This window comes from Cupriavidus plantarum (assembly GCF_905397285.1).
Lineage (GTDB): Bacteria > Pseudomonadota > Gammaproteobacteria > Burkholderiales > Burkholderiaceae > Cupriavidus > Cupriavidus plantarum.
The window spans coordinates 664,438-690,930 of the sequence record NZ_CAJPUX010000001.1 but is presented as its reverse complement, the minus strand read 5'-3'; the positions used below and the strand labels follow the sequence as shown (position 1 = coordinate 690,930).

Below are 26,493 nucleotides of genomic sequence, written 5' to 3'. Positions count from 1 at the left end.
CTTATGCTCAAGACATTGATCAAGGCCACGAAGCTGGCCGTCGCAGTCACCGCCCTTACGTCACTCACCACCCTCACCGTCACCGCTGCCCACGCCGCACCGGCGGGCCCCGCCGCCGCCAACTGGCCGACCAAGCCGCTCCGCTTCGTCGTCCCCTACCCCGCCGGCGGCCCGCTCGACACGGTCGCGCGCGCGATCGGCGAGAAGCTGCGCGAGGAGCTCGGCCAGCCCGTAGTGGTGGAGAACAAGCCCGGCGCGGGCGGCAACCTCGGCGCGGACTTCGTCGCCAAGCAGCCCGCCGACGGCTATACGATCCTGATGGGCGCCGTGGCCACGCATGCCATCAATCCGACGCTGTTCACGAAGATGCCATACGACCCGATTCGGGACTTCGCGCCGGTGACGCTCGTCGCGGATGTGCCGAACGTGCTCGTGATGCATCCGGGCAAGGCCGCCGAACTGCATATCAACAACGTGCGCGACCTCGTTACCTATGCGCGCAGCCATCCGGGCAAGCTCGACTACGCGTCGGGCGGCAACGGCAGCGCGGGCCACCTCTCGGGCGAATTGTTCAAGAGCATGGCGCATGTGAGCATGGTCCATATTCCGTACAACGGCGCTTCGCCCGCGCAGTTGTCGGTGCTGTCGGGGCAGACCGACCTCATCTTCGATAACCTCGCCTCGGCGTCGGCCAATATCAAGGCGGGCAAGCTCAAGGCGTTCGCGGTCACCACGCAGGCGCGCGCCGCGGCGTTCCCCGAGCTGCCGACGATCGCCGAAGCCGGCAAGGGGCTCGGCCTCGAAGGGTTCGATATTTCGACGTGGTTTGGCGTGTTCGCGCCGGCCAACACGCCGCGCGAGATCGTCGATCGGCTCAATCGCGATATCGTCGCGATTCTCAAGACGGAAGACATGAAGGCCAGACTGGCGCGCATCGGCGCACAGCCGGCGCCGACCACGCCCGAGCAATTCGCCGCGCTGATTCGCCGCGAGCTGAAGAAGTATGGCGAGGTGGTGAAGGTCTCTGGCGCGAAGGTCGACTGACGCCGGGACTGGCCGACACGCCCTGCCATCTCAGGGCGCGCGCCGGCGCAGACGCCATGCGCTGTCCCGGGCCGCCTCGTCCGGCCCGATGCCGCGGGGCAGCAGCAGACCGGCCTGCAAGATCCGCGGCCCCTCCATCCGCGTGACCGTGAGCCGCAGCCCGGCCACCTCCACCGCGTCGCCCTCGACGGGCGGCGATGGAAAAGCCGCGAGCATCGCGGTCTCGAGCGTCTGCTCTCCCTGCGCGGGTGTCAGCTCGCGCCCGCCGTAGAGCGCCGCCACCTCGGCGAGCGACGCGCTCCCCGCCAGCAGGAAGTCGTGCGCCACCTGATCCCACTCGGGCGGCGTGGCCGTGGTGAGGAAGAGGCGGGACAGCATCGGCACGGTGCCCGCCGGCGCCAGTACCGACACGATATCGCCCGGCGTCAGCACCGCGTGGTCGAGCGGGAGCAACGTGTTATCGCGCGCCACCGCCACCACCCTGCAGCGCGGCGGCAATTCAAGATGGTCCGCGCGCTGGTCCGCCACCGGCGCGTTCGTCGCGACGAGAAACTGCATCAGCTCCAGCGCGGGCGCGCGCGTGCCGATCAGGTGCTCGCGCGACAGCGGCTCTTGATAGTTCGGCCGCATCACGCGCGCGAGCCGGGCCGCCAGCGCGACGGTCGTGCCCTGGCAAAGCAGGCTTAGCAGCACCACCGCGAAGGCGACGCGGAACACGAGGCCGGAATCCTCCATGCCTTTCAGCAGGGGGAACAGCGACAGTACGATCGGCACCGCGCCGCGCAGCCCCATCCAGCCGAGGAACGCCTTTTCGCGCGCGTTGAAGCGGAACGGCAGCAGCGCGATCCACACCGCGAACGGCCGCGCCACGAACATCAGGAACAAGCCGATCAGCAACGCGGGCAGCGCGATGTCCCAGATGCGATGCGGCGTCACGAGCAAGCCGAGCAGCAGGAACATCACCGATTGCGAGAGCCACGCCATGCCGTCCATCGCACGCATGGTGTCGGACGTTACCGCGCGCTCCCGGTTGCCGACGAGCACGCCCGTCAGGTACACGGCGAGGAAGCCGCTGCCGCCCGCGGTCTGCACGATGGAGAACACCATCAGGCCGCCCGCGCAGACGAGAATCGCCTGCAGGCCCTCGGCCACCTTGATGCGCTCCAGCACATTGGCGAGGCAATAGCCGAGCCCCAGTCCGAGCAGGCCGCCCACGCCGAACTGGACCAGCAAGCGCAGTGCGAGCGCGGCGGGCGTCAGCGCTTCGGGGGCGGTGATCCATTCGATCAGGGTCAGCGTCAGGAAGATGGCCATCGGGTCGTTGATGCCCGACTCGATCTCGAGCACGCTCGCCACGCGCTCCTTGAGCCGGATGCCGCTGCTGTTCAGCAGCGAGAACACCGCGGCCGCGTCGGTCGAGCCGACGATCGCGCCGAACAGCAGCCCGAGCTTCCAGTCCACCGCCAGCAGCCAGCTCGCGAACACGCCGACCAGCCCCGCGGTGATGAGCACGCCGATGGTGGCGAGCGACAGCGATGGCCGCAGCGCGACCCGGAACGTCGCCAGCCGCGTGCGCAGGCCGCCGTCGAGCAGGATGATCGCCAGCGCGACGTTGCCGACAAGGAAACTGAGCCACGTGTTGTTGAACTTGATATGGCCGGGGCCATCCACGCCGGCGAGCATGCCGACACCGAGGAAGACGAGCAGGAACGGCACGCCGAAGCGCGACGAGAACGCACCGACGACGATGCCGAGCGACATCACCACGGCGCCGATGAGGATGGCATGCTCGATGCTCTCCACGCGTCACCTCTCTCCTTTCGAACCTTTCAAACCTTTCGGCGGGCTTTCCGTTTTCTTTCAACGCGCGGGCGGACGCAGGGTCCGACGATCATAACCGAGCCCTCGCCAGTTGGCAGTCGGGTTGCCGCTGACGTACCCGCAGCCCGCCTCCTGCCTGCGTTCCCCGGTATTTACCCTCGGCCTTTCTGCCGCCTTTCATACGTATTCCTAGGGACATACCCTGAGCATGACGCTGAATGCAGACATATGAAAGGTAGCTGAAAGGTGCCCCTTTTACCTTCCACCCTGCTCGCGACGGGGTCAGGGGCAAATCGCCCCCTTGTGCAGTGCATCAACTGCACCGTTGCGAAGAATTTGAAGCGTCTTATCGAGGAGAATCACTTTGCGCATACGTAGCCAAAAGGACTTTGCCTCCGGCCTGATGTTCATCCTGGTCGGTATCGGCTTTTCCTGGGTCGCCCGTACCTATTCCATGGGCACCGCCGCCAAGATGGGGCCGGGATATTTCCCGTTCTGGCTCGGCATCGTGCTGGCCCTGCTCGGCGTGCTCGTGCTGTGGGGCTCGCTGTCCATGAAGGCGGAAGAAGATCAACTGGCCAAGTGGGACATCAAGACCCTGCTGTGGATCCTGGGCGCGGTCGTCCTGTTCGGCCTGCTGCTCAAACCGCTGGGCATGGTGCTGTCCGTATTCGTGCTGGTGATGGTCTCGTCGATGGCGAGCCATGAATTCAGCTGGAAGGGCGCACTCGCGGCCGCTGTCCTCCTGGTCGTGATCAGCATGGGCGCGTTCGTGTACGGCATCAACCTGCAGATGCCGGTGTGGCCTGCTTTCATCACCGGCTAAGGAGACGTCCCACATGGAACTGTTGACCAACCTGGGACTGGGCTTTTCCACCGCCCTCTCCTTCCAGAACCTCGCTTACGCGTTCCTCGGCTGTATCCTGGGCACGCTGATCGGCGTGCTGCCGGGCCTCGGCCCGCTCGCGACCATCGCGATGCTGCTGCCCGTGACGTACACGCTGCCGCCGGTGGCCGCGCTGATCATGCTGGCCGGTATCTACTACGGCGCGCAGTACGGCGGCTCCACCACTGCAATTCTGGTGAACCTGCCGGGCGAATCGTCGTCGGTGGTGACTACCATCGATGGCTACCAGATGGCCCGGCGAGGACGGGCGGGGGTGGCGCTGGCGACAGCGGGTCTCGGCTCGTTCTTCGCGGGCTGCGTGGCCACGCTGATCCTGGCGGCCTTCGCCGCGCCGCTGTCGGAACTGGCGTTCAAGTTCGGCCCCGCCGAGTACTTTTCGCTGATGGTGCTGGGCCTGATCGGCGCCGTGGTGCTGGCGTCCGGCTCGCTCGTCAAGGCGATCGCGATGATCGTGCTCGGTCTGCTGCTGGGTCTCGTCGGTACCGACGTGAACTCGGGCGCGGCGCGCTTCTCGTTCGACGTGCCTGAACTGACCGACGGCCTGAACTTCGTGTCCGTGGCGATGGGTGTGTTCGGCTTCGCGGAAATCATCGCGAACCTCGAACAGAAGGAAGCCCGCGAGACGTTCACGAACAAGGTGACGAACCTGTTCCCGACCAAGGAAGACTTCAAGCGCATGATCCCGGCCGTACTGCGCGGCACGGTGCTCGGCTCGGCGCTCGGTATTCTCCCGGGTGGCGGTGCATCGCTGGCGTCGTTCGCGGCCTACTCGCTGGAAAAGAAGACCTCGAAGCATGCCCACGAGTTCGGCAAGGGCGCGATCGAAGGCGTGGCGGGTCCGGAATCGGCCAACAACGCCGCGGCACAGACCTCGTTCATCCCGCTGCTGACGCTCGGCATTCCGCCGAACGCCGTGATGGCGCTGATGGTCGGTGCGATGACCATCCACAACATCCAGCCGGGTCCGCAGGTCATGACCAGCAACCCCGCGCTGTTCTGGGGCCTGATCGCCTCGATGTGGATCGGTAACTTCATCCTGATCATCCTGAACCTGCCGATGATCGGTATCTGGGTGAAGCTGCTGAAGGTGCCGTACCGCTTCCTGTTCCCGGCCATCCTGACGTTCTGCTGCATCGGCGTGTACTCGGTCCAGAACACCACGTTCGACGTGTTCCAGACCGCGGCCTTCGGCCTGATCGGCTACCTGTTCATCAAGCTGAAGTGCGAGCCGGCCCCGCTGCTGCTCGGCTTCGTGCTGGGACCGATGATGGAAGAGAACTTCCGCCGCTCGCTGCTGCTGTCGCGCGGTGACTTCTCGGTGTTCGTGACCCGTCCGCTGTCGCTCGGCCTGCTGATCGCCGCGGCCGTGCTGGTGGCCATCGTCGCGATGCCGTCGATCAAGGCGAAGCGCGAAGAAGCGTTCCAGGAAGAATAAGCAGGAACCAGGCCGGCTCAGCCGGCCACACAACGCAAAACTCCGGGTGCCGCAAGGCACCCGTTTTTTTTGACTGCGACGATTGCCGTTCAGGCGCCAAACAGCGTCACGCACGCCTGCCGGATCGCGCCGGTCACGTGGTCGCGCCCATGGTCCCGCCGCTCGAGCATGCCGACCGTGCGCACCAGCGGCTCGCCGCCCGCCTGCAACGGCAGGATCCGCAACGCTTCGTCGTCGCGCCAGCGCGCGCGCTTGAGCAGCGGCACCACGGTCACGCCCACTTCCTGCCGCACGAGTTCGACCAGTGCCTCGATCGAATTGAGCTCCAGGAATTCGTTCACGCGCAGATGCGCGCGCCGCAGCGCGCGTTCCACCAGCATGCCGGTGCGCTGCGTGCGGTCGAACCGCAGGAACGGATTGCCCGCCAGTGCCTGCCGCGCGGTCTCGCCCGGCGCGCCGCGCGCGGCGATCGCCACCAGCGGCTCCTGATAGAGCGGCGTCCACCGCAGCGTGCCCGCTGGCCGCGCGGACCCTTCCACGAGAAACGCCGCGTCGAGTGTGCCCTGCTCGACCTGCGCGGCCAGGTCGATCGACTTCGCGCCGACGAGGCGTACGTCCAGCGCGGGATAGGCGCGCTTCATGCGCGCCACCGCATGGGACAGCCCGCCCATGACGGACACCACCGCGCCCACCGCCACGGCGCCGGCCATCGCCTCCGACGCGACCAGCGGCATCCGCATCTCGTCGTACAGGGCCAGCATCCGCCGCGCCTGCGGCAGCAGCTCGCGGCCGTCGGCGTTGAGCACCGCGACGCGGCCGCTGCGGTCGAACAGTTCGCGGCGCAACTCCTCCTCGAGCGACCGCATCTGCAGGCTCACGGCGGCCTGCGTCAGCGCCACCTGCCCCGCCGCGGCGGCAAACGAGCCGTGTTCGGCGACGGCGACGAAGGTGCGGAGGAATCGGATCGTGCTCATTGGGCGTGGCGGGGGCGGTTTATAGGGTCCGATTCACAAGGATTTCTTGTGAATCGCAAAAGGAATATTAGCTTTCATTGTGACCCGGCGCGCGGAATAATGGATGTTCCTATCGAATCCGCCCTGCCCGGAGTACACAGCATGACCCAACGGCTACGCCTGATCGGCCTCGGCCTGGCCTCGAGCCTGATGCTCGCCGCCGCCCCGTCCTTCGCGGACACCTACCCAAGCAAACCCATTCGCCTGATCGTGCCGTTCCCGGCCAGCGGCGCCACCGACCTGCTCGCGCGCGCGATCGCGCAGAAGGTCGGCGCCGACATGGGGCAGCAGATCGTCGTCGACAACCGCCCGGGCGCCGGCGGCGCCATCGGCTCCGACATGGCCGCCAAGGCCGCCCCGGATGGCTACACGCTGCTGATCGCGACCTCGAGCACGCACTCGATCGGTCCTTATATCAATTCGAAGCTGCCGTACAACACCGAGACGGACTTCACGCCGGTGGGCCAGGTAGCCATCGCCACGAACATCCTCGTCGTGCCGAACACGCTGCCGGCGAAGAACGTCAGGGAGCTGATCGACTACGCCAAGAAGCATCCGGGCGAGCTCAACTATGCGTCGAGCGGCAATGGCACGATCGGCCAGCTGACGGCCGAAGCGTTCAAGGCGCAGACGGGCACGTTTATCACGCACATCCCGTATCGCGGCACCGCGCTGGCCGTGCCCGACCTGATCTCGAACAAGGTGCAGGTGCTGTTCGACAGCGTCGTGTCCGGCATGCCCCACGTCAAGGACGGCAAGCTGAAGGCGCTCGCGGTGACCAGCCTCAAGCGCTCGCCGCTCGCGCCTGAAGTGCCGACCGTCGCCGAATCGGGACTCCCCGGCTTCGAGTCCAACACGTGGTTCGGCATCTACGGTCCCAAGGGCCTGCCCGCCGACATCGTTACCCGCCTGAACACCGAGTTCAACAAGGCCATCCAGTCGCAGGACGTGAAGGATCGCCTCGCCAAGCTCGGCGCCGAGCCCGTCGGCGGCACGCCGGCCCAGTTCGCCGCGATGGTGAAGCAGGACAGCGCGCGCTGGGGCAAGCTGATCAAGGATCGCAAGATCACGGTGGACTGACAGACAAGACAACGAGACAACCATGCAGAACTTCAACTGGACCAACCCCTACCCCACCGTGCGCATTCCGCTGTTCGCGCGCAACACGGTGTCCACCTCGCATCCGCTGGCCGCGCAGGCCGGTTTGCGCATGCTGCTGAAGGGCGGCAATGCCGTGGACGCGGCGATCGCCGCCGCGGCCGCGATCACGCTCGTGGAACCCGTGTCGTGCGGCCTGGGCAGCGATGCGTTCGCGATCCTGTGGGATGGCAAGGAACTGCATGGCCTGAACTCGTCGGGCGTGGCGCCGGCGGCGTGGAACACCGATTACTACAAGGGCAAGTATGGCGAGGCCGCCAACGGCATCGCCAATCGCCCGATCCGCGGCATCGACTCGGTGACCGTGCCTGGCGTGGTGGCCGGCTGGGCCGCGCTGCACGAGCGCTTCGGCAAGCTGCCGTTCGAGGACCTCATGGAACCGGCGATCGAGATCGCCGAGCGCGGCTACGCCGTGCCGCCCGTGGTCGCGCACAAGTGGGCGGCTGCCGTGCCCGAGCTGCGCAATCAGCCCGGTTTCGCCGATACGTTCATGCCGCACGGCCGCGCGCCCGAAGTCGGCGAGAAGTTCGTGTTCAAGGCGGCCGCCGACACGCTGCGCAAGATCGGGGCAACGCGTGGCCGCTCGTACTACGAAGGCGAGATCGCGGAGAAGATCGCCGCGTTCAGCAAGGAGATTGGCGGCGCAATGACGCTCGACGATCTGCGCAACTATCGTCCGGACTGGGTCAAGCCGATCTCGAAGTCCTATCGCGGCTATGACGTGCACGAAATTCCGCCGAACGGCCAGGGCATCGCCGCGCTGATGGCGCTGGGCATTCTCGACCAGTTCGACGTGGGCGCGCTGCCGGTCGACTCGGTGCAGTCGCAGCATCTGCAGATCGAGGCGATGAAGCTCGCGTTCGCCGACCTGTATCGCTACGTCGCCGACCCGCGCAGCATGGAAGTCACGCCCGAGCAGATGCTCGACGACGCGTACCTGAAGTCCCGCGCGAAACTGATCGACATGGACCGCGCCACGAATCCGAACTTCGGCATGCCGAAGGCCGGCGGCACGATCTATCTGACCGCCGCCGACGAGAACGGCATGATGATCTCGTTCATCCAGTCGAACTACATGGGCTTCGGTTCTGGCGTGGTCGTGCCGGGCACGGGCATCAGCCTGCAGAACCGCGGCGTGGGCTTCTCGATGGATCCGAAGTCGGCCAATGTGGTGGCCGGCGGCAAGCGTCCGTTCCACACGATCATTCCCGCGTTCCTGACGCGCGATGGCCAGCCCGTGATGAGCTTCGGCGTGATGGGCGGCGACATGCAGCCGCAGGGCCACGTGCAGACCGTCGTACGCATGCTCGACTACAAGCAGCAACCGCAGGCCGCGTGCGATGCACCGCGCTGGAAGGTCAACCGCGACTTCACGCTCGACGTGGAGGGCACGATGAACGCGGACACCGTGGCCGCGCTCAAGGCCCGTGGTCATCAGCTGAAGTCCGTCGAGGATCCGTACATGGACTTCGGCTCGGGCCAGTTCATCTGGCGCCTGTCCGACGACCGCGAGCAAGGGTATGTCGTGGCCAGCGACAGCCGCCGCGACGGTCAGGCAGTCGGCTTCTGATTCTCCGCAAACCACCGTCTACGCAGTCCTGCAAGCGCCCCGGGCAACCGCGGCGCTTTTTTTCGCGCCAGATTTCGTGCCAACTGTTCCGCTCGCGACGGACACAACTGTGCATGGCGCGCGCCGCGCGCATCACTACACTGGGGAGCCCTGCTTCCGAGAGGTTTCCCATCATGGCCACGTACGCGTATCGCATCGTCAACGTCTTTGCCGAGTCCATACTCGCCGGCAACCCGCTCTGCGTCTTCGAGGATGCGCGTGGCATGGATGACGCCACGATGCAGGGGCTGGCGCTCCAGTTCAACCTCTCCGAGACAACGTTCCTGCTGCCATCGGAGGTCGCCACGCGACGCGTGCGGATTTTTACGCCGAATTTCGAGATGCCGTTTGCCGGGCATCCCACGCTGGGCACCGCGCATGTGCTACGCGATATCGCGGGCGGCGGCGATGCGTTGTCGCTCGAGGTGAAGGCGGGCGTCGTGCCCGTGACCGCTGGCACCGGCGCCGACAACGATCGCTGGACGCTGACGGCGCCACATGAGGGCGCGCCGCGGACGGCGCCAGCGGGCGCGCCCGATGCGCTGATTGCGTCGTTGCTCGGGCTGGATGTGTCGGACCTCGCCGGTTCGCCGATGTGGGTCGATACCGGCAGCGAGCAGTTGATGGTGCCGCTCCGCTCGACGGAAGCGGTGCGTCGCGCGCGGCCCGATGGCGGGCGATTCGAGCAATGGCCGCAAAGCCCTTCCACGGGCCGTCGATGCGCGTATGTGTTCGCGCCGGACGTGCAGACGCCGGGCAAGATGCTCGTGCGGTTCTTCTTTACCAAGAACGCGGGATCGTTCGCGGAGGATCCCGGCACGGGCTCGGCCTGCGCGAACCTTGGCGGATGGCTGCTTGCCACGGGGCATGCGTTGCCCGCGTTCTACAAGGTCGACCAGGGCGAGGCGGTGGATCGCCCCTGCAGGCTCGAACTCGCCGTCACTGCCGACGGCGCGATTCGCGTTGGCGGCCGGGTGATCGAGCTGGGGCGCGGGACGGTGACGCTGTAGCGCGTCTCGGTCATACTGTGGCGTCTGGTCTTTTTCCTTCTTCCATCATGTCCGAGAACGATCCGCAAATCTCCGCTCCCCACGTGCTGAACGATATCGCCGCGCTGGAAGCGCTATACGCGGAGCCGAGCGCGGCCTCCATGTCGAAGGAAGTCGACTATCTGCATCCCCACTACCGCGCATTCGTGGAGAAGTCGCCGTTTTGTCTGTTGTCCACGATCAACGACAAGGGCGGCGACTGCTCGCCGCGCGGGGACGCGCCGGGCTTCGTGCAGATTCTCGACGACCGGACGCTGCTGCTGCCGGACCGGCGCGGCAACAATCGGATCGACAGCATGCGCAACATCCTCGCGGATCCGCGGGTGGGGTTGCTGTTTCTGGTGCCGGGCGTCAACGAAACCCTTCGCGTGAGCGGCACGGCCCGCATCTCGACCGATCCGTCGCTGATTTCGCGCTTCGTGGTCGAGGGCAAGGCACCGACGACGGTGCTGGTGGTGTCGGTGTTGTCGGTCTTCTTCCAGTGCGCGCGCGCCCTCGTCCGCTCGCACCTGTGGTCGCCGGACGTGCAGATCCCCCGCTCCGCGCTGCCCAGCACGGGAACGATCCTCACCGATATCAGCGGCGGCACGTTCGATGGCGCCACATACGACCGCGAACTGCCCGAGCGGATGCGGAAGACGCTGTACTGAGCGCTTTACTTAACGCTATATTGAGCCCACTCCGCCGCATGCGTCCCTAGCGGGACCGACGGCAACGCCCAGTGCGCGGGGGTTTCGGATAGCCGTGCCGCGTGCCGGACCACTGTCAGGTCGCCAAAGCCGGAGGGCAGAACTTCGAGCAAGTCCGCCACATCGTCGATCTTCTGGTCCGGGACGCCGAACCCATTGTCCACGCGTCCCAGTCCGCGCAGCCACTGCCCAACCTGCGCGAGCGAAACGCGGACATGCCAGCTGCCCCCCTCCACCGCACGGCGATGCAGGGCGGCCATCGTGCCGAATGCCAGCAGGTACCCCGCCGCGTGATCCAGCACCTGTGCGGGAAGCGGCTTCGGGTCAGCGCCGCCCGACGCCTTCGCTTCCGCATCGTTGAGCCCCGTCGCCGTCTGCACCAGCGAATCGAAGCCTCGCTTGCCCGCCCACGGGCCGACATGCCCGTACGCGCTCAGCGACACGTACACGATGCCCGGCCGCGCGCGGGCCGCGGCTTCGGGGCCGATGCCGAGGTCCGCCAGTCCATTGGGCCGATAGCCCTGCAGCAAGACATCCGCGCCATGCAGCAGCTTGTGCAGCGCGCGCTTGTCGTCCGGATCGCGCAGGTCCAGCTGGCACGATCGCTTGCCCCGCCCCGTGTCGATCACGAGCGGCGCGATCGCGGGCAGGTGCGATGCCGTGACCAGCAGCACGTCCGCCCCATGCGCCGCGAGCGTGCGGCCCGCGACCGGGCCCGCGATGATGCGCGTGAAGTCGAGCACGCGGACGCCCGTCAACGGACGGCTATCGACATTGATTTCGCCATGCGCGGGCAACGGCGCGAAAGGCCGCGGCGGCGCGTCGCCGATGCGTTCGATCGTCAGCGGCGGCAAGCCGCGCAATGCCGCCGCCTGCGGATGCGCGTCCCATTCGTCGAAGGTCCGCATGGCGGCGACCACGAGCCCGGCCTCGGAAGCCGCCGATTCGAAAGCGAACGCCTCCCATTTCCCGAGCGCCGCCTGCACGGCGGTCTTGTCATGCGCACAGCCGAGAATCCGCAGCACCCCATCGCGATGGTGCGGAAAATTCGTATGGAGGCGCACCCAGCGCCCATCGCCGCATCGATACAACCCGGCGATCTTGTCCCAGAGCTCGGGTGCCGCGCCGCCATCGACGCGCAAATAGCGCTCGCTGCGAAACTCGGCCAGGGTATGACGCATGTCGACCGATACCTGCTGCGCGCGCCCGGTCCGCTGCGCCCAGATTGCGGCCGCAGCCAGCGCCGAGGCGCCGAGGCTGGCCTGCGCGGCCGCGCCGATCGGGAAGCTGGAGGGCAGCACGGGGTCCGCCCCCGTCAGCGTCAGGTGCGCCAGCGCATCCATCGGCATGGCCGCATCGCGCCATAGCGTGGCGAGCGCATCCTGCGCCAGCGCAGGGCCGGCCGCCATGGCCAGCGGCGGGCGCAACGAAGAAACCACCGGTGCTGCAAGTGACGAGAAGGGGCTGTTCATGGCATATGTTCCCGCGACGCAAGTCATGGGATCGTGCCACGATTCCAAGGCACGGTAAAATCCTGCTATTCAGCGCAACCCGGCCGGCCGAGCGCCCGCCAGCCGATCCTGCTGCCCCAGATCGATTTTGCTGCCGCCCCAGTGCGGCACCACCATGAGCCAAGACAACAAGCCCACCGACACGCCCGCCGCCTCCAATTTCCTGCGGAGCATCATCGACCAGGACCTGGCCGCCGGCACCTATGCCGCCCGCGCCGACCAGGCCGGCGAGCCGCTGCCCCCAGTCATCACGCGCTTTCCGCCGGAGCCAAACGGTTACCTGCATATCGGCCATGCCAAAAGCATCTGCCTGAACTTCGGCCTCGCGCGCGACTACGCGGGCCGCTGCCACCTGCGCTTCGACGACACGAACCCGGTCAAGGAAGACACGGAATACGTCGACTCCATCATCGACGCCGTGCATTGGCTCGGCTTCTCGTGGGACAGCGACGCCGCGGGCGCCGCGCCGCGCGCGCATCTGTACTACGCCAGCGATTACTTCGACCAGCTCTACGCATTCGCCGAAACGCTGATCCAGCGCGGCGTGGCGTATGTCGATAGCCAGAGCGCCGAGCAGATCGCCGCCGCGCGCGGCAATTTCTCCGAAGTGGGCAAGCCCTCCCCGTACCGCGACCGCACCGTCGAAGAGAACCTGCAGCTGTTCCGGGATATGCGCGCGGGCAAGTACGCCGACGGCGAGCACGTCCTGCGCGCGAAGATCGACATGAGCGCGCCGAACATCGTGATGCGCGACCCGGTGCTCTACCGCATCCGCCATGCGCATCACCACCGCACGGGCGACAAGTGGTGCATCTATCCGATGTACGACTTCACGCATTGCATCTCGGACGCGCTGGAGAACATCACCCACTCGCTGTGCACGCTCGAGTTCGAGAACAACCGTCCGCTGTACGACTGGGTGCTCGGCCACCTGCGCGACGCCGGCGTGTTCAAGGACCCGCTGCCGCATCAATACGAGTTCGCGCGCCTGAACCTCACGTACGCCATCACCAGCAAGCGCAAGCTGCTGCAACTCGTCAACGAGAAGCGCGTCGATGGCTGGGACGACCCGCGCATGCCGACCATCGTGGGCATCCGCCGCCGCGGCTTCACGCCCGAGTCGATCCAGCTCTTCTGCGACCGCGTCGGCGTGTCCAAGGCCGATAGCTGGATCGACATGAGCACGCTCGAAGGCGCCGTGCGCGACGACCTCGACGCGCGCGCGCCGCGCAGCGTGGGCGTGCTCGACCCGATCAAGCTGATTCTCGATAACTACCCTGAAGGCCAGAGCGAGGAATGCTCGGCACCGGTCCACCCGAAGCAGCCCGAACTGGGCCGTCGCGTGTTCCCGCTGTCGCGCGAGCTCTGGATCGAGCGCGAGGACTTCAACGAGAATCCGCCGAAAGGCTATTTCCGCCTGTTTCCGGGCAACAAGGTGCGCCTGCGCTATGGCTACGTGATCGAGTGCACGGGCGTGGACAAGGACGCCGACGGCAACATCGTGGCCGTGCACGCGAACTACCTGCCGGAGACGAAGAGCGGCACGCCGGGCGCGGACAGCGTCAAGGTCAAGGGCAACATCCACTGGGTCAGCGCGGCCCACGCGTACGAGGCAGAAGTGCGCCTGTACGACCGGCTGTTCAATGACCCGCATCCGGACTCGGGCGGCAAGGACTTCCTCGAAGCGCTGAACCCGGACTCGTGCAAGGTCATCCGGGCGTATCTGGAGCCGGGCCTGAAGGAAGCAAAGCCCGAGGACCGCTATCAGTTCGAACGCCATGGCTACTTCGTCGCCGACCGCGTGGACTCGAAGCCGGGCCAGCCCGTGTTCAACCGCATCGTCGGTCTCAAGGACAGCTGGAGCGCGAAGTAATGCCGCCGAAAGACGATCGGCAGTACGTGAACTTCCCGCTGGATCGGGAGTTCATAGCCTTGAACGACCTGCTCAAGCTCGCGGGCGTCTGTGACAGCGGCGGCGCCGGCAAGGCGCTCGTCGCCGCAGGCGAGGTGGCCGTCGATGGCGCCACCGAATCGCGCAAGACGGCAAAGATCCGCGCGGGACAGGTCGTGGACGTGGCTGGGGTCAGGATCCGGGTGGTGGCAGGCTGAGCGCCATTGCCCGTGCAGGACCAGAGAAAGGAATCGGCATGCCAATCGCATTCTGGTGTGTTCTGATCGCCGGCCTGCTGCCGGTGCTGACCGTCAGCGTGGCCAAGGCCGGGGGCCGTGGCGGCTTCGACAACCACGACCCGCGCGGCTGGCTCGAAAAGCAGAGTGGCCGCGCGCGGCGCGCGGATCTCGCGCACCGCAACCACTTCGAGGCGTTTCCGTTTTTCGCCGCGGCGGTACTGAGCGCGAGCCACCTTGGCGCGCCCGCCGCGCGCATCGACGAACTCGCGATGGTGTTCGTCGTCGTGCGCGTGCTGTACACGGTCTGCTACCTCACCGATCGGGCCACGCTGCGGACGCTGTGCTGGACGCTGGGGTATCTGACGGTGATCGGCATCTTCTTGCTGCCGGTCTTCGTTCATTGAGGGGGATCGTCGATGCGTGCGATGCTTTCCCGCGCCGCGCCGGTTGCCGCGCCGGTTGCCGCGCTTGTTGCCGCGCCGGTTGCCGCCATGGCGGTTGCCGCGATCATGCCGCTGACCGCCTTCGCGGCCCCCGCCAACTATACGGTGGACCCGCTCCACACGTCGGTGTATTTCGGGGCGAGTCACTTCGACCGGACCACGGTGCGTGGCCGCTTCGGCAAGATCGACGGCCGCATCGTCTACGACCCCGCCACGGGTGCGGGTTCGCTCGACTTCACGGTCGGCACGGACTCGGTCGATACGGGCAACCGCACGCTCGACGGCGTGCTGCGATCCGATCAGTTCCTGGATGCCCAGAACAATCCGTATGCGCGGTTCACGGCCAACCGCTTCGTCACCGACGGCGGCAAGCTCGTGGCGGTGGAAGGCACCTTCACGCTGCGCGGGGTCACGCAGCCCCTGCGGCTGGACGCAGACCGCTTCAGCTGCGGCCAGACCGTGCTGTTCGGCGTGCGCCGCGACGTCTGCGGCGGCGACTTCCATGCCACGCTCAAACGGAGCGCGTTCGGGCTGACGCGCTTCCTGCCGGAGGTGGGCGACGAGGTGACCCTGCAGATCACCGTGGAAGCCTCACCGGGAAATCCCCAATGAGTGCGGGATGACGCCCCGGCGTCACCTTTGCGCCAAAAATCTTCTGTAGAATCAGCGCCTTGCATTAAATCCCTACCTGCCGCGTCCCGCTGCCCCGCGTGTCCCGGCGACGCGAGTCAAGATGATTGCCATTTCTCCCGGAGACGTCGTTGCGGCGTCCCTCGCCGCGGCCGGCGCCTGCCTGGTGTGCAGCATTCCCCTTCAGTTCCTGCGCCGGTTCCCGCTCTGGGCATTCCGCACGTACGGCCGCAACGCCCTGCTGCTGCCGGTGCTCGGCATGCTCGTGCTGACCGTGCTGGTCCGCCTGGCCGTGGATGGCCAGATCAACAGCGCTGCGGGTCTCGCGATGGTCGCGGCCGCCGCGTTCCTCGGCCTCGTGCTCGCCTCCGCGCTGCTGCGTTTCTACCTGAGCGACTACCGCAAGTCCTGAGGTCCGCGCCCGGACTGTCGGTGGATTTGCGCGGATCACGTATGATGCGGCCTTTCGCGCGTCTTTATCCGCGACACCAATCAGGCCCATGGCGCTCAAGTCCACCATCTTCAAGGCCGAACTGTCGGTATCCGACATGGATCGGCCCTATTACGGCAGCCACGCGCTGACCATCGCCCAGCATCCGTCCGAAAACGACGCGCGCATGATGATCCGCGTGCTCGCGTTCGCGTGCGAGGCCACCGAAACGCTGACCTTCACGCGCGGCCTGGACGAACCCGACGAGCCCGATCTCTGGGACAAGGCGCTGACCGGCGACATCCTCCACTGGATCGACCTCGGCCAGCCCGACGAAACGCGCCTCAAGCGCGCGTCCTCGCGCGCCCAGCGCGTCACCGTGTTCACCTACCAGAGCGCCAGCGCGCGCGAATGGTGGAAGGGCATCGCGGGCAAGGCCGGCAAGCTGCGCAACGTCACCATCTACAATGTCCCGCAGGACGCGGTCGACGCGCTGGCCGGCCTGGCGCAACGCGCGATGCGGCTGTCCGTCACGATCCAGGATGGCGAAATCTGGGTCAGCGACGACGATCACAACGTCCAGCTCACACTGGACGTCCTCCAGCGCGCCGACTGACGCGCTGCCGACCCACGCTTCCCCTCAAGGAAACTCACGATGCAAACCACTCCCTCTGGCCTGCAGTATGAAGACACCGTCGTCGGTAACGGCACGGAAGCCACCGCCGGCAAGCATGTGACCGTGCATTACACGGGCTGGCTGTACGAGAACGGCCAGGCTGGCCGCAAGTTCGACTCGAGCAAGGACCGCAACGATCCGTTCGTGTTCCCGCTGGGCGCCGGCCACGTGATTCGCGGCTGGGACGAAGGCGTGCAGGGCATGAAGGTCGGCGGTACGCGCCGCCTGGTCATCCCCGCCGATCTCGGCTACGGCGCGCGCGGCGCCGGCGGCGTGATTCCGCCGAACGCCACGCTGCTGTTCGAAGTGGAATTGCTGTCGGTCTAAGCTTTCCAGTCGGCCGTCAGAACCCGATGGACGCGTTGCCAACGTCAACGCGGACCTTGTCACGGTCGAGCAGGCGGCCCGCGTGACGCGCGAATTCCTGCGCCCACGCGGCGTCGCCGCTGAAACGCCGCTCCCCCGAGAAGCGTGCGACATTCAAGATCTTGTCGATCACGAGCACCTTTCCCACGGGGCTCGACGCCTGGCAATCGAGCTCGGCGTATTCGCGATCGAACCAACGCCACGCCGCGTCTTCGCCGATGCCGGCGAGTTCGGCCTCCGTCAGCGTGAACTCGAATTCCTTGCCGTTGTTGAAGACCACGGTTAGCGTACGCGCCATGGCGCCCTCTCCTGTCATTGACCTGCCGTTAGGGAACGTGCCGCTCCATTGTACGAACATACGTCCCGCCGTGGCGCAAACACCACGGCCTGTGGAAATGTGGGAAGACCGTGGTTACGCGGACACACCATCGCCGGCTTTGGATTATGCTTGCACGCATGGCCATCACCAGACAGGACCTCGAATCGGATAGGCTGCGCGCCTCGCTGTGCAGCACGCCCGTCGCGTCCTCGCTGTTGACCGAAGATGCGATCGAACGTTCCCTGCGGTGCGCGCTGGCGGAACGCGCCGATGCGGACGGTCCCGACGGCGATAGCGGCGACGTCTGGATCTTTGGCTACGGCTCGCTGATCTGGAACCCGATGGTCGTCCATACCGACCGACGCGTCGCGACGGTACACGGCTACCATCGCGGCTTCTATCTGTACTCCCGTATCAATCGCGGCACCTGGGACCATCCCGGCCTCGTGCTCGGACTCGACCGCGGCGGCAGCTGCACGGGCATGGCGTTCCGCATCCCGAAAAATGTGATCGAGCAGGAGTTCCGCGTGCTGTGGCGCCGCGAGATGATGACGGGCGCCTATCACCCGCGCTGGCTCCGGCTGAAATTCGGTGACGGTACGCACAGCGCACCGCGCCGCGCGCTCGCCTTCGTCATGAACCGGGACCACAATGGCTATGCGGGGCGCCTGCCCGATGACGAGGTCGTCGGCTGCCTGCGGCATGCATGCGGCGTCTACGGCCCGGCGCGCGACTACCTCCAGCAGACGCTGCTCGGCCTTGCCACGCATGGCGTGGGCGACCCGTACCTCGAGCGCCTGTGGCGCCAGTTGCAGGAACGCGACGCGCGCGAAGGCAGCAGCGCCGCGGCCGGTACCCACCCTGCTCCGCAGGGTTCCGGATCGCCGGCCGATGCCGGGCGGGCCGACAACGCCGTGGCTTCCACCATGGCCCCACACGAGACCGTCTGAACCGAAACGGCCATGACTCGTCCCCACTCACGCACCCGACGCCAGGCCATTGCCGAGATGCTGGGGCTCATGGGGGTGTTGATGGGCGGCGCGTTGCTCGCGGGTCAGGGCGGCCAGTCGCTCGCCCGGTCGATCGTCGCGGCGGGCCCGGTTCCATTACCGGCACGCCCGCGCCCGCCCGTCACGCATGATCCCGCGCCCGCCTCCGTGCGGCCGGAAGGCGTCACCGCGATCGATCGCAACCTCATCACCGCGGCATCGCTCGGTGACCTCGATCTCGTCAACCGGCTGCTGTCGGCGGGCGCATCGCCGCTGGCCGCGGACGAACGCGGACGCACCGCGCTGCTCAGCGCGCTTTACAACCGTCGCGGCGATGTCGCGCGCACGCTGATCCTCGCCGGCGCGGACGTCAATCGCAAGGATGCCGAGGCCAACAGCGCCTTCCTGCTGGCCTCGGCCACGGGACAAGTGGATATCGTCCGGCTATCGCTTTCGCACGGCGCGGACCTCAACAGCACGGACCGTTACGACGGCACCGCGCTGATCGCGGCCGCGCAGCATGGCAACACGGAGGTGGTGCGCCTGCTGCTGAAGTCCGGCATCGCGGTCGATCACGTAAACCAGCTCGGCTGGACCGCGCTGCTGGAGGCCGTGATTCTTGGCGACGGGACCTCGCGTTACGAGGAGATCGTGCAGCTGCTGCTCGATGCCGGCGCGGATGCGAACCTTCCGGATCGGGAAGGCATCACGCCCACGCGGCACGCGCGCGACCGGGGCTACAAGACCATGGTCCGCATGCTGATGCGCGCGAGAGGACACTGAGGCTCAGCCGCCCGCCTTCGCGTTTTCGCTTTCCTGCAACTGCCGCCACATTACCTTGCCGGTGCCGGACTTCGGCAGCGCATCGACGAACTCGACCACGCGTGGGTACTTGTACGCGGCCATATTGTCCCGCGCCCAGCCGATGATGTCGTCCGCCGTGGTGTTGCCGCGCGCGGCGGCGCGCAGGACTACCACCGCCTTCACGGTCTCGCCGCGATAGGGATCGTGCGTGCCGATGATGCAGGCCTCCTGCACGGCGGGATGCTTGTACAACAGGTTCTCCACCTCGGCCGGCCATACCTTGAAGCCCGATGCGTTGATCATGCGCTTGAGCCGGTCCGTGAGGAAGAAATAACCGTCCTCGTCCATACGGCCCAGATCGCCCGTGCGGAAGAACGTCGCGCCCTCGAATTCGATGAACGCGTCGCGCGTCGCGTCCGGCTTGCCCCAGTAGCCCTTGAAGACCTGCGGCCCACGCACGATGATCTCGCCGACCTCGCCCACGGGCAGTTCCTGGAGCGTGACGGGATCGATCACGCGCGCATCGGTGTTGAACGTCGGAATGCCGAGGCACTGCTGCTTCGGCCGTTCGAGCGGATTGCTGTGCGTGGGCGCGATCGTTTCGGACAAGCCATAGCCCTCGATATACGACAGCCCGAACTGCTCGCGCAGCCGCTCCGCCACCGCCTGCGGCATGGCCGCGCCGCCGCCGCCGATATAGCGCAGGCTGCGGAGGTCGAAGTCGGACAGATTCGGACTGCCGAGGAAATCGATCACCATCGTCGGGATATTGGTCCAGTGCGTAACCTGATAGCGAGAGATCAGGCGGCCGGCGACCTCCCGGTCCCATCGCGGCAGCATCACGACCGTCGCGCCCGTGTAGATCGGCACGTTCATGCCGTACTGCATGCCGGTCACGTGGAACAGTGGGAGCACGGACAACTGCACGGATTCGGAGCCATTCCCCGACCATGTGGCCCCGCCGATCACGTTATGCATGACCGTGCGATGGGTATGGATGCACCCCTTGGGAAAGCCCGTGGTGCCGGACGTGTACGGCATCACCGCCATGTCGTCGGGCCCCGCGGTGTGCGGGCCCGGTGCCAGGCGCGCGCCCATCGCGTCGGTCCAGCGCGCATAGCCGGCTGGCAGCGGGTGCACGGCCGTCAGCCATGCCGGCGGGGCATCCTCGGGATGCACGTGCGTGGGCGGCAGCGCATCGGCGTATTCCGTGACGAGTATGTGCGCGAGTTGCGCGTCCGCGGGCACGCCCGCGTTCGCCTCCTCGACGCCGGCCGCCAGATCCGCACTGCAGATCGCGACCTTCGCCTGCGCGTCGGTAATGTAGTGCCGGAATTCCTCCGTCCGATTCATCGGATTGACGGGCACGACCACCGCGTCCGCCCGCAGGATCGCGTAATACGAGAGCAGGAACTGCGGGCAGTTCTGCATGTACAGCAGCACGCGATCCCCCTTCTTCACGCCGGCACGCTGCTGCAGCCAGCCGGCCAGCGAGCTGGCCTGGGCTTCCATCTCGCGGAACGTCACCGTGCCGCCGAAGTAGCGGATGGCCGCCTTATCCGGGTAGCGGCGCGCGGATACTTCGAGGTTGTACCAGAGCGAGGTGTCGGGCAGCACGACCTGCGTCGGCAGGCGGCGCGGCCATGCGCGGAAGTGCGGGCGGTCCGGCGGCGTGGTGAAGGGAGAAGCTGTGGACGGAGCGGCGGACGAAGCTGTGGACGAAGCGGCGGTCATGACTGTCTCCTGTTGGCTCGGCCTGTTCTGGGTGCCTGTATGCGCATCGAGGGCCAATATAACTGAACGACCGTGCTATTTTCAACCCATGACTATCCCTTGGTCCGGGGCCGCCGGGCACACATCCACTCATGGCGGTTGTGTTTCCGGCATTCGCCCCCACAATACGCCTCAACAACCGTCAAACGAAACGAGGCCAATACGATGAGCGACGTCACCCTGCAGAACTTCGAAGCGGAAGTCATCGAGTTATCGCGTCAGGTCCCCGTGCTGGTCGATTTCTGGGCGCCGTGGTGCGGACCGTGCCGTACCCTCGGCCCGATGCTGGAAAAGCTGGAAGCCGAAGCCGGCGGCGCATGGCGCCTGGCCAAGGTGAACGTCGACGAGAACCAGCAGCTCGCCGCGCATTTCGGCGTTCGCAGTATTCCGCATGTGGTGGCGTTCGTCGATGGGGAGGCCGTGGATCAGTTCACTGGCGTGCTGCCCGAGTCGGGCCTGCGCGAGTTCCTCGAGCGCCTGTCGCCGAATCCCGCGGACCTCGCGCTGCTCGAGGCCCGGCAATTGCTGGAAGCTGGCGATCGCGACGGGGCGCGGGCCGCGTTCCAGGCTGCGCTGGCCTACGACCCGGGCGCCGATGACGTGCGACTGGCCTATATCTCGTTCCTGCTCGATGGCAATGCGATCGCCGAAGCGGAGGCCGAGTTCGAGCGGCTATCGCCGAAGGCGCCGCAGCTCGATGCCTATGCGGCGCTGCGCACGCGCATCGACGCGATGCAGAACGTGTCGGACCTGCCCGATGCCAGCACGCTCACCGCGCGCGTGGAAGCGGCACCGACCGATCTGGCCGCAAGGCTGGACCTCGCGCGCGTGCTGATCGCGCGCCGCGAGTACGAGGGCGCGCTCGCGCAGTTGCTGGAGATCGTGCGGCGCGACCGTGCGTTCGAGGACGACGCGGGCCGCAAAACGATGCTGTCGGTGTTCGAGATGCTCGCGGACCAGCCGGACATCGTCTCGCGCTGGCGCCGCCAGCTGGCCACCGCGCTCAACTGAGCGCGCTTGCCACTCAGGCCGGCGGCCCCTCCACCAGCGAGAAGCCGTTGGCCTTCATATGGCTGACCATCATCGCGTCCATCGACTTGACGTGATGGTCGAACCAGCCCGATAGCTCGCCGGCGAGGCGGCGGCCCAGATCGAGGCGGCCGTCGTCGGCCACGGCGGTGCGGATCGCCTCGGCAATCGCCAGCACCTGCTGGTGTTCGCCCGCATGGCACCCGCGCGGGCCGAAGGCCATCGCTTCCATCCACTGTTCTTCCTGCTGAAAGTGGTAGCGCGTGTGATCGATCCATGCGTCGAACGCGGCGAGGAACCCTTCGTCGTCAGCCGCGACGGCGGCCGCAAGCAGCTGCACGAATTCGGCGTGCGTGGCGTCGGTGACCGGCTCATCCAGATGGAGATCCGCGGGCAGCCCCTCGGACGACAACCCCTCATAGGGCGAAGGCGACACGGCCGTGGAGGTCGGCATGGAGGTGGTCGCGGTGGTTGTCGCCGATGGGGTCGCGGAGGTGGTCGCGAATGGGGTCATGGAGGCGAGGTCGGACAAACGCGTGTCGGTGGCGGTCATGGCAGGCACTCGAAATGCAAGACGCAAGCATACCGCGTTATGCTGTGCCCCATGCCCAGAATGATCTTCTTCTGCGGTCACGCCGGCACCGGCAAGACCACGCTTGCGCATCGCCTGATCGGCCCCCTCATGGCCGCGACGGGCGAACCGTTCTGCCTGCTCGACAAGGACACGCTGTACGGCCGCTACAGCGCGGCGGCCATGCGCGCGATCACGGGCGATCCGAACGACCGCGACAGCCCCGCCTATCTGGACAACCTGCGCGACCCCGAGTACGAAGGCCTGCTCGACACAGCGCGGGAGAACCTCGCACTGGGCATCAGCGTGATCGTCATCGGCCCGCTATCTCGCGAGATCCGCGCGCACCAGCTCAGCGATCCGCAATGGCTGCACGTGCCGGAAGGAACGACCGTCAGCATCCTGTGGGTGCATCTGCCCGAGGAAGAAGCGCATGCGCGCATCATCCAGCGCGGCAACCCCAACGATGCGTACAAGCTCGCGCACTGGGAAGCCTATCGCACGCGGCGATTCCAGCCCGCGCCGGCCGACTACCCGGAGTTGATCTTCTTCGACAACAGCGCCCCGGACGACGCGCAGGTAGACGCGTTGCTGAAGACGTTGGCGGCCTGATCTGCCGATTACCCGGCAACAGGCGGCGTGAGAGGCGTGGTGACAGGCGGCGCCGCGGCAATCGCGCCGATCACCGCCGACGCGGCGACAAACCCGAACACCGCCGTCACGGCCACCGACGACCCGAAGCCCGCACACGCAAGCCCCTGCGGACCGCTCGGCGCGACGGGCTGCGCGGGTGGCGCCTCGTCGATCTCGCACGCCTGCTGCTCGGGCTCGGGATAGCGCAGCGGCTCGTCCGAATACACCGCCTGGATATCGAATTTGCGCTTGGGGTTACGCGGGAAGTTCCACTTCTGCCGCAGCGACTGCCGCACCTTCGCGAGCAGCGGATCCTGGACCGTCCGCGACAGATCTTCGATGCGCACGCGCGTGGGATCGAGCTGGCCGCCCGCACCCCCGCACGTGATGAACGCCCGGCCTTCGCGGCGCGCCCACGCGATCATCGCGATCTTCACCTTCACCGAGTCGATCGCGTCGATGACGTAATCGAAACCGCCGAGCAATTCGGCGACGTTCTCGGTCGTCACGAAATCATCGACCGTGCTGACGCGGCAGCGCGGATTGATCGCGACGATGCGCTCCGCCATGGCTTCCACCTTGGCGCGCCCATAGGCGTCGCCGAGCGCGTGGATCTGCCGGTTGGTGTTGGACACCGCGATGTGGTCGAGGTCGATCAGCGTGATGCGGCCGATGGCATTGCGCGCCAGCGCTTCCGCGGCCCAGCTGCCCACCCCGCCGATGCCGACCACGCAGACGCTGGCGGCCTCGAGCCGCGCGAGGCCCTCCGCGCCGTAAAGGCGCGCGACGCCGCCGAACCGGCGATGGTAATCGTCGTCCTCGGGCGATTCGTGGGTAAGGGGCGCGGGCAGATCTGGCTTCTCGGCCAGTGGCGGGGGGGCGATGGTCATGGCCGGCATTTTAAGACAACGACTAAAAATCGGCGCGCGGGCGACCGCAATGTCAGCGAACGACCGACAACGGCGCTGCATAACGGTTCCTACAATTGATCTTGAGTGGTTGATGCGCCGCTTCGATATGGCGAAGCGCCGCACCCGATAAAAGGCCCCGTCCATGCCCGTCACCCGCCGCCAGAAGATCGCCCTGTGGAGCGTGCTCACGCCGCTGGCCCTGATTGCCATCGTCGTCATCGTCATTCTCACGTTCGACTGGAATCGACTGAAGCCCTGGCTCAACGACAAGGTCTCGCAGGCCATCGGGCGCCCGTTCGCGATCAACGGCGACCTCGTGGTCACCTGGAAACGCGCGGAGGGTGAAGCCGGCTGGCGCCGGGTCGTCCCCTGGCCGCGGCTTTCCGCGAGCGACATCACCGTCGGCAATACGGAATGGGCCAAGGCGCCGCAAATGGCGACGGTACGCGAACTCATCTTCGTGCTGCGGCCGCTGCCGCTGTTGGCGCACGAGATCAACGTGCCGAGCATCGTGATCGACAGCCCCGCCGTCTGGCTCGAACGCCTCGCGGACAAGCGCAACAACTGGACATTCGACACCGGGCCCAAGACGGGCACCTCGAAATGGCACCTCGACGTCGGCGAGATCGTGCTGGCGCAGGGCAATATCGCGCTCACGGACGCCGCGTCCAAGATCGACATGCAGGCCGAGATCGGCACCATCGGCGACAACGCGCTGTACAACAAGGCGCGCGATGGCGCATTGGTGAACGCCGCGTCGGAAGCCTCCGCGGTACAGGGAAACATGGCGGACGAGCGGCGCTACGGCCTGCGCTGGAAAGCGGTCGGCCACTACAACCAGGCGACGATCAACGCCAACGGCAAGGCCGGCACCGTGCTGAGCCTGCGCGATACCAATACCCCGTTCCCCGTCCAGGCCGACGTTCGCGTGGGCGGCACGCGCGCGGTCATCGAAGGCACGCTGACGAATCCCGCGCACCTCGGCGCGCTGGACGTTCACCTCGCGCTGTCGGGCGACAACATGGCCAAGCTCTATGCCCTCACCGGCATCGTGCTGCCCTCCACGCCGCCGTATGAAACGCGTGGGCGGCTTGTGGCGACACTGAACAAGGGTGCATCGACGTACAGCTACCGCAACTTCACGGGCAAGGTGGGCGGCAGCGATCTCGGCGGCACGCTCAATTTCGAGCAACGCTCGCCGCGCCCGCTGCTGTCGGGCGAGCTCGAATCGAAACAGCTGCTGTTCTCCGACCTGGCGCCGCTCATTGGCGCCGACGCCAAGCCCGGACAGGCCGCCTCCGACAGCACGGTGAAGCAGCCCGCGAACAAGGCCCTGCCCGTGGCGCCATTCCGCACGGAGCGCTGGGACGAAATCGACGCGGACGTGAAGTTCACGGGCCGCCGCATCGTGCGTACCGAAGAGCTGCCGATCACGAACCTGACCACGCACCTGAAACTGACCGACGGCGTGCTGCTGCTCGACCCGCTGAACTTCGGGATCGCAGGGGGGAATCTGGTCTCCACCATCCGCCTGGACGGCAAGCGCGAGCCGATGGGCGCGATGATCGACATGACCGCGCGTCACCTCAAGATCAAGCAGCTATTTCCCAAGATCGAATCGATGCGCGCAAGCATCGGTGAGATCAACGGCGGCGCCAAGCTGTCAGCGACCGGCAACTCCGTGGCCGCGCTGATGGGCTCGTCGAACGGTGAAGCACGGCTGCTCGTCGAGAACGGCACGGTCAGCAAGTTCATCCTCGAAGCCATGGGGCTCAACGTCGGCAGCGTCGTGATCTCCAAGCTGTTCGGCGACAAACCCGTGCAGATCAACTGCGGCGTGGCGGACTTCGCGTTCACCAACGGCGTCTCCCGCGCGCGCACCTTCGTGCTCGACACGCAGGATGCCGTCATCAACGTCGATGGGGCCATCGACTTCACCGACGAGCGCATGGCGCTGACGGTGCATCCCGATTCGAAAGGCGTGCGCATCATCTCGCTGCGTTCGCCGCTGTATATCGGCGGCACGTTCAAGGATCCCTCGGTCAGCCCCAACATCGCGGTGCTCGCGCTGCGCGCGGGTGGCGCCGTCGCGCTCGCGCTCGTCGCGCCCGTGGCCGCGGTGCTGCCCCTGATCGACCTGTCGCCGGGTGACGAAAGCCAGTGCGGACGCCTGCTGACCGAACTCAAGAAACGCCCGAACGCCCCGCCGCCGGGCAAGACGTACAAGGATCCGAAGGCCCCGGCCGCCAGCGCGCCGGCGGCGCCCGGCGCCCGCACCGCCCAGACGCCCGCGGATGGGACCGCCGGATCGAACGCCAATGCCTCCGCGAATGCATCCGCCGACGGGTCCACCGGGGGGGCCGCAAACTCGCAGCCCAAGAAGCCGGCGGCCAGGGCGCCCGCGCAGCCGGACGCGATGCATCAGGGAAGTTGATCGGAGGGCGTTGGGTTTTTCCGACGGAGACGGCCCGGCGCGGGTGGCCCGGTCCGGTTCTCCACCCCTTTTCGGCGCCCCGCCACCGCTCTTCGCACCAAAACCGTTGCGTTTTTGCA

26 protein-coding genes are annotated in these 26,493 nt (G+C 66.8%); 19 read left to right on the top strand and 7 right to left on the bottom strand.

Annotation, left to right across the window (positions count from 1 at the left end):
* Nucleotides 1–3 precede the first annotated feature (3 nt).
* A complete protein-coding gene (locus KHP16_RS03240) occupies nt 4–1,044 on the top strand; it encodes a Bug family tripartite tricarboxylate transporter substrate binding protein (protein ID WP_179592830.1) in 1,041 nt (346 codons plus the stop codon).
* A gap of 30 nt (nt 1,045–1,074) precedes the next feature.
* On the opposite strand, the gene KHP16_RS03235 is transcribed toward KHP16_RS03240, so the two are convergent.
* Entirely contained in the window at nt 1,075–2,847 is a 1,773-nt protein-coding gene (locus tag KHP16_RS03235) for a potassium/proton antiporter (RefSeq protein ID WP_211959565.1), read from the bottom strand.
* A 382-nt stretch (nt 2,848–3,229) separates the two neighbouring features.
* Between KHP16_RS03235 and KHP16_RS03230 the strand changes: the two genes are divergently transcribed.
* Both KHP16_RS03230 and KHP16_RS03225 read left to right on the top strand, forming a co-directional pair.
* Nucleotides 3,230–3,691: a tripartite tricarboxylate transporter TctB family protein gene (locus KHP16_RS03230; RefSeq protein WP_109581819.1), complete on the top strand. Its 462-nt coding sequence runs from the start codon at nt 3,230–3,232 to the stop codon at nt 3,689–3,691.
* 13 nt (nt 3,692–3,704) lie between these two features.
* Nucleotides 3,705–5,207: a tripartite tricarboxylate transporter permease gene (locus KHP16_RS03225; RefSeq protein ID WP_109581820.1), complete on the top strand. Its 1,503-nt coding sequence runs from the start codon at nt 3,705–3,707 to the stop codon at nt 5,205–5,207.
* Between the two features lie 89 nt (nt 5,208–5,296).
* On the opposite strand, the gene KHP16_RS03220 is transcribed toward KHP16_RS03225, so the two are convergent.
* Entirely contained in the window at nt 5,297–6,181 is an 885-nt protein-coding gene (locus tag KHP16_RS03220) for a LysR substrate-binding domain-containing protein (RefSeq protein ID WP_109581821.1), read from the bottom strand.
* 141 nt (nt 6,182–6,322) lie between these two features.
* Here KHP16_RS03220 and KHP16_RS03215 point away from each other — a divergent pair, with 141 nt between their 5' ends.
* The 4 genes from KHP16_RS03215 (at nt 6,323) to KHP16_RS03200 (ending at nt 10,686) form a co-directional block, all read left to right on the top strand.
* Complete coding sequence (locus KHP16_RS03215) at nt 6,323–7,300, top strand: Bug family tripartite tricarboxylate transporter substrate binding protein (protein WP_109581822.1); 978 nt, start codon at nt 6,323–6,325, stop codon at nt 7,298–7,300.
* 22 nt (nt 7,301–7,322) lie between these two features.
* Nucleotides 7,323–8,948: a gamma-glutamyltransferase gene (gene ggt, locus KHP16_RS03210; RefSeq protein WP_109581823.1), complete on the top strand. Its 1,626-nt coding sequence runs from the start codon at nt 7,323–7,325 to the stop codon at nt 8,946–8,948.
* 173 nt (nt 8,949–9,121) lie between these two features.
* Nucleotides 9,122–9,997: a PhzF family phenazine biosynthesis protein gene (locus KHP16_RS03205; RefSeq protein ID WP_121491857.1), complete on the top strand. Its 876-nt coding sequence runs from the start codon at nt 9,122–9,124 to the stop codon at nt 9,995–9,997.
* A gap of 47 nt (nt 9,998–10,044) precedes the next feature.
* Nucleotides 10,045–10,686, top strand: coding sequence for a pyridoxamine 5'-phosphate oxidase family protein (locus KHP16_RS03200; protein ID WP_109581825.1), 642 nt, complete (start codon nt 10,045–10,047; stop codon nt 10,684–10,686).
* A 5-nt stretch (nt 10,687–10,691) separates the two neighbouring features.
* Here the strand turns inward: KHP16_RS03200 and KHP16_RS03195 are convergent, their stop codons facing one another.
* Complete coding sequence (locus KHP16_RS03195; protein ID WP_211959970.1) at nt 10,692–12,134, bottom strand: CoA transferase; 1,443 nt, start codon at nt 12,132–12,134, stop codon at nt 10,692–10,694.
* Between the two features lie 217 nt (nt 12,135–12,351).
* Here KHP16_RS03195 and KHP16_RS03190 point away from each other — a divergent pair, with 217 nt between their 5' ends.
* The 7 genes from KHP16_RS03190 to KHP16_RS03160 all read left to right on the top strand — a co-directional run bounded on the left by KHP16_RS03190 (nt 12,352) and on the right by KHP16_RS03160 (nt 16,872).
* Complete coding sequence (locus tag KHP16_RS03190; RefSeq protein WP_121491859.1) at nt 12,352–14,109, top strand: glutamine--tRNA ligase/YqeY domain fusion protein; 1,758 nt, start codon at nt 12,352–12,354, stop codon at nt 14,107–14,109.
* Nucleotides 14,109–14,345, top strand: coding sequence for an RNA-binding S4 domain-containing protein (locus tag KHP16_RS03185; protein ID WP_115953653.1), 237 nt, complete (start codon nt 14,109–14,111; stop codon nt 14,343–14,345). The genes KHP16_RS03190 and KHP16_RS03185 overlap by 1 nt, the downstream gene beginning before the upstream one ends.
* 38 nt (nt 14,346–14,383) lie before the next feature.
* Nucleotides 14,384–14,770: an MAPEG family protein gene (locus KHP16_RS03180; RefSeq protein WP_109581829.1), complete on the top strand. Its 387-nt coding sequence runs from the start codon at nt 14,384–14,386 to the stop codon at nt 14,768–14,770.
* An 87-nt stretch (nt 14,771–14,857) separates the two neighbouring features.
* Complete coding sequence (locus KHP16_RS03175; RefSeq protein WP_115954065.1) at nt 14,858–15,421, top strand: YceI family protein; 564 nt, start codon at nt 14,858–14,860, stop codon at nt 15,419–15,421.
* 121 nt (nt 15,422–15,542) lie between these two features.
* Nucleotides 15,543–15,851 carry a hypothetical protein gene (locus KHP16_RS03170; RefSeq protein ID WP_211959564.1) on the top strand — a complete coding sequence of 103 codons (309 nt, stop codon included), beginning with the start codon at nt 15,543–15,545 and terminating at the stop codon, nt 15,849–15,851.
* Nucleotides 15,852–15,939: 88 nt separating this feature from the next.
* Nucleotides 15,940–16,485 (top strand): YaeQ family protein, encoded by a 546-nt coding sequence (locus tag KHP16_RS03165; protein ID WP_109581832.1) that lies wholly within the window; start codon nt 15,940–15,942, stop codon nt 16,483–16,485.
* 39 nt (nt 16,486–16,524) lie between these two features.
* A complete protein-coding gene (locus KHP16_RS03160; protein ID WP_109581833.1) occupies nt 16,525–16,872 on the top strand; it encodes an FKBP-type peptidyl-prolyl cis-trans isomerase in 348 nt (115 codons plus the stop codon).
* Between the two features lie 16 nt (nt 16,873–16,888).
* On the opposite strand, the gene KHP16_RS03155 is transcribed toward KHP16_RS03160, so the two are convergent.
* On the bottom strand, nt 16,889–17,209 hold the full coding sequence (locus KHP16_RS03155) for a hypothetical protein (RefSeq protein ID WP_109581834.1): 321 nt from the start codon (nt 17,207–17,209) through the stop codon (nt 16,889–16,891).
* A gap of 158 nt (nt 17,210–17,367) precedes the next feature.
* On the opposite strand from KHP16_RS03155, the gene KHP16_RS03150 reads away from it, so the two are divergent.
* Nucleotides 17,368–18,180: a gamma-glutamylcyclotransferase gene (locus KHP16_RS03150; RefSeq protein WP_109581835.1), complete on the top strand. Its 813-nt coding sequence runs from the start codon at nt 17,368–17,370 to the stop codon at nt 18,178–18,180.
* Between the two features lie 12 nt (nt 18,181–18,192).
* Nucleotides 18,193–19,002, top strand: a complete 810-nt coding sequence (locus tag KHP16_RS03145) for an ankyrin repeat domain-containing protein (RefSeq protein ID WP_109581836.1) — start codon at nt 18,193–18,195, stop codon at nt 19,000–19,002.
* Between the two features lie 3 nt (nt 19,003–19,005).
* Here KHP16_RS03145 and KHP16_RS03140 read toward each other — a convergent pair whose 3' ends face one another.
* Complete coding sequence (locus KHP16_RS03140) at nt 19,006–20,757, bottom strand: long-chain fatty acid--CoA ligase (RefSeq protein ID WP_211959563.1); 1,752 nt, start codon at nt 20,755–20,757, stop codon at nt 19,006–19,008.
* Nucleotides 20,758–20,961: 204 nt separating this feature from the next.
* Between KHP16_RS03140 and trxA the strand changes: the two genes are divergently transcribed.
* Nucleotides 20,962–21,807 (top strand): thioredoxin, encoded by an 846-nt coding sequence (gene trxA, locus KHP16_RS03135; protein WP_109581838.1) that lies wholly within the window; start codon nt 20,962–20,964, stop codon nt 21,805–21,807.
* Nucleotides 21,808–21,820: 13 nt separating this feature from the next.
* On the opposite strand, the gene KHP16_RS03130 is transcribed toward trxA, so the two are convergent.
* On the bottom strand, nt 21,821–22,279 hold the full coding sequence (locus KHP16_RS03130; protein WP_109582750.1) for a bacteriohemerythrin: 459 nt from the start codon (nt 22,277–22,279) through the stop codon (nt 21,821–21,823).
* 150 nt (nt 22,280–22,429) lie between these two features.
* Here KHP16_RS03130 and KHP16_RS03125 point away from each other — a divergent pair, with 150 nt between their 5' ends.
* A complete protein-coding gene (locus KHP16_RS03125; RefSeq protein WP_109582751.1) occupies nt 22,430–23,008 on the top strand; it encodes a P-loop nucleotide/nucleoside kinase family protein in 579 nt (192 codons plus the stop codon).
* Nucleotides 23,009–23,016: 8 nt separating this feature from the next.
* On the opposite strand, the gene tcdA is transcribed toward KHP16_RS03125, so the two are convergent.
* Nucleotides 23,017–23,919, bottom strand: coding sequence for a tRNA cyclic N6-threonylcarbamoyladenosine(37) synthase TcdA (gene tcdA / locus KHP16_RS03120; protein ID WP_109582752.1), 903 nt, complete (start codon nt 23,917–23,919; stop codon nt 23,017–23,019).
* 163 nt (nt 23,920–24,082) lie between these two features.
* Between tcdA and KHP16_RS03115 the strand changes: the two genes are divergently transcribed.
* Complete coding sequence (locus tag KHP16_RS03115) at nt 24,083–26,374, top strand: AsmA family protein (protein ID WP_211959562.1); 2,292 nt, start codon at nt 24,083–24,085, stop codon at nt 26,372–26,374.
* Nucleotides 26,375–26,493 lie beyond the last annotated feature (119 nt).

Bases quoted from the DNA above. Each gene is read 5' to 3' on its own strand.
- KHP16_RS03145 (WP_109581836.1), top strand. From the start codon at position 18,193: ATGACTCGTCCCCACTCACGCACCCGACGCCAGGCCATTGCCGAGATG.
- KHP16_RS03185 (WP_115953653.1), top strand. From the start codon at position 14,109: ATGCCGCCGAAAGACGATCGGCAGTACGTGAACTTCCCGCTGGATCGG.
- KHP16_RS03130 (WP_109582750.1), bottom strand. From the start codon at position 22,279: ATGCCGACCTCCACGGCCGTGTCGCCTTCGCCCTATGAGGGGTTGTCG.
- KHP16_RS03165 (WP_109581832.1), top strand. From the start codon at position 15,940: ATGGCGCTCAAGTCCACCATCTTCAAGGCCGAACTGTCGGTATCCGAC.
- KHP16_RS03195 (WP_211959970.1), bottom strand. From the start codon at position 12,134: ATGGCGGCCGGCCCTGCGCTGGCGCAGGATGCGCTCGCCACGCTATGG.
- KHP16_RS03115 (WP_211959562.1), top strand. From the start codon at position 24,083: ATGCCCGTCACCCGCCGCCAGAAGATCGCCCTGTGGAGCGTGCTCACG.
- KHP16_RS03150 (WP_109581835.1), top strand. From the start codon at position 17,368: ATGGCCATCACCAGACAGGACCTCGAATCGGATAGGCTGCGCGCCTCG.
- KHP16_RS03200 (WP_109581825.1), top strand. From the start codon at position 10,045: ATGTCCGAGAACGATCCGCAAATCTCCGCTCCCCACGTGCTGAACGAT.
- KHP16_RS03160 (WP_109581833.1), top strand. From the start codon at position 16,525: ATGCAAACCACTCCCTCTGGCCTGCAGTATGAAGACACCGTCGTCGGT.
- KHP16_RS03205 (WP_121491857.1), top strand. From the start codon at position 9,122: ATGGCCACGTACGCGTATCGCATCGTCAACGTCTTTGCCGAGTCCATA.
- tcdA (WP_109582752.1), bottom strand. From the start codon at position 23,919: ATGACCATCGCCCCCCCGCCACTGGCCGAGAAGCCAGATCTGCCCGCG.
- KHP16_RS03170 (WP_211959564.1), top strand. From the start codon at position 15,543: ATGATTGCCATTTCTCCCGGAGACGTCGTTGCGGCGTCCCTCGCCGCG.
- KHP16_RS03190 (WP_121491859.1), top strand. From the start codon at position 12,352: ATGAGCCAAGACAACAAGCCCACCGACACGCCCGCCGCCTCCAATTTC.
- KHP16_RS03125 (WP_109582751.1), top strand. From the start codon at position 22,430: ATGCCCAGAATGATCTTCTTCTGCGGTCACGCCGGCACCGGCAAGACC.
- KHP16_RS03140 (WP_211959563.1), bottom strand. From the start codon at position 20,757: ATGACCGCCGCTTCGTCCACAGCTTCGTCCGCCGCTCCGTCCACAGCT.
- KHP16_RS03215 (WP_109581822.1), top strand. From the start codon at position 6,323: ATGACCCAACGGCTACGCCTGATCGGCCTCGGCCTGGCCTCGAGCCTG.
- trxA (WP_109581838.1), top strand. From the start codon at position 20,962: ATGAGCGACGTCACCCTGCAGAACTTCGAAGCGGAAGTCATCGAGTTA.
- KHP16_RS03225 (WP_109581820.1), top strand. From the start codon at position 3,705: ATGGAACTGTTGACCAACCTGGGACTGGGCTTTTCCACCGCCCTCTCC.
- KHP16_RS03240 (WP_179592830.1), top strand. From the start codon at position 4: ATGCTCAAGACATTGATCAAGGCCACGAAGCTGGCCGTCGCAGTCACC.
- KHP16_RS03220 (WP_109581821.1), bottom strand. From the start codon at position 6,181: ATGAGCACGATCCGATTCCTCCGCACCTTCGTCGCCGTCGCCGAACAC.
- KHP16_RS03175 (WP_115954065.1), top strand. From the start codon at position 14,858: ATGGCGGTTGCCGCGATCATGCCGCTGACCGCCTTCGCGGCCCCCGCC.
- KHP16_RS03180 (WP_109581829.1), top strand. From the start codon at position 14,384: ATGCCAATCGCATTCTGGTGTGTTCTGATCGCCGGCCTGCTGCCGGTG.
- KHP16_RS03155 (WP_109581834.1), bottom strand. From the start codon at position 17,209: ATGGCGCGTACGCTAACCGTGGTCTTCAACAACGGCAAGGAATTCGAG.
- ggt (WP_109581823.1), top strand. From the start codon at position 7,323: ATGCAGAACTTCAACTGGACCAACCCCTACCCCACCGTGCGCATTCCG.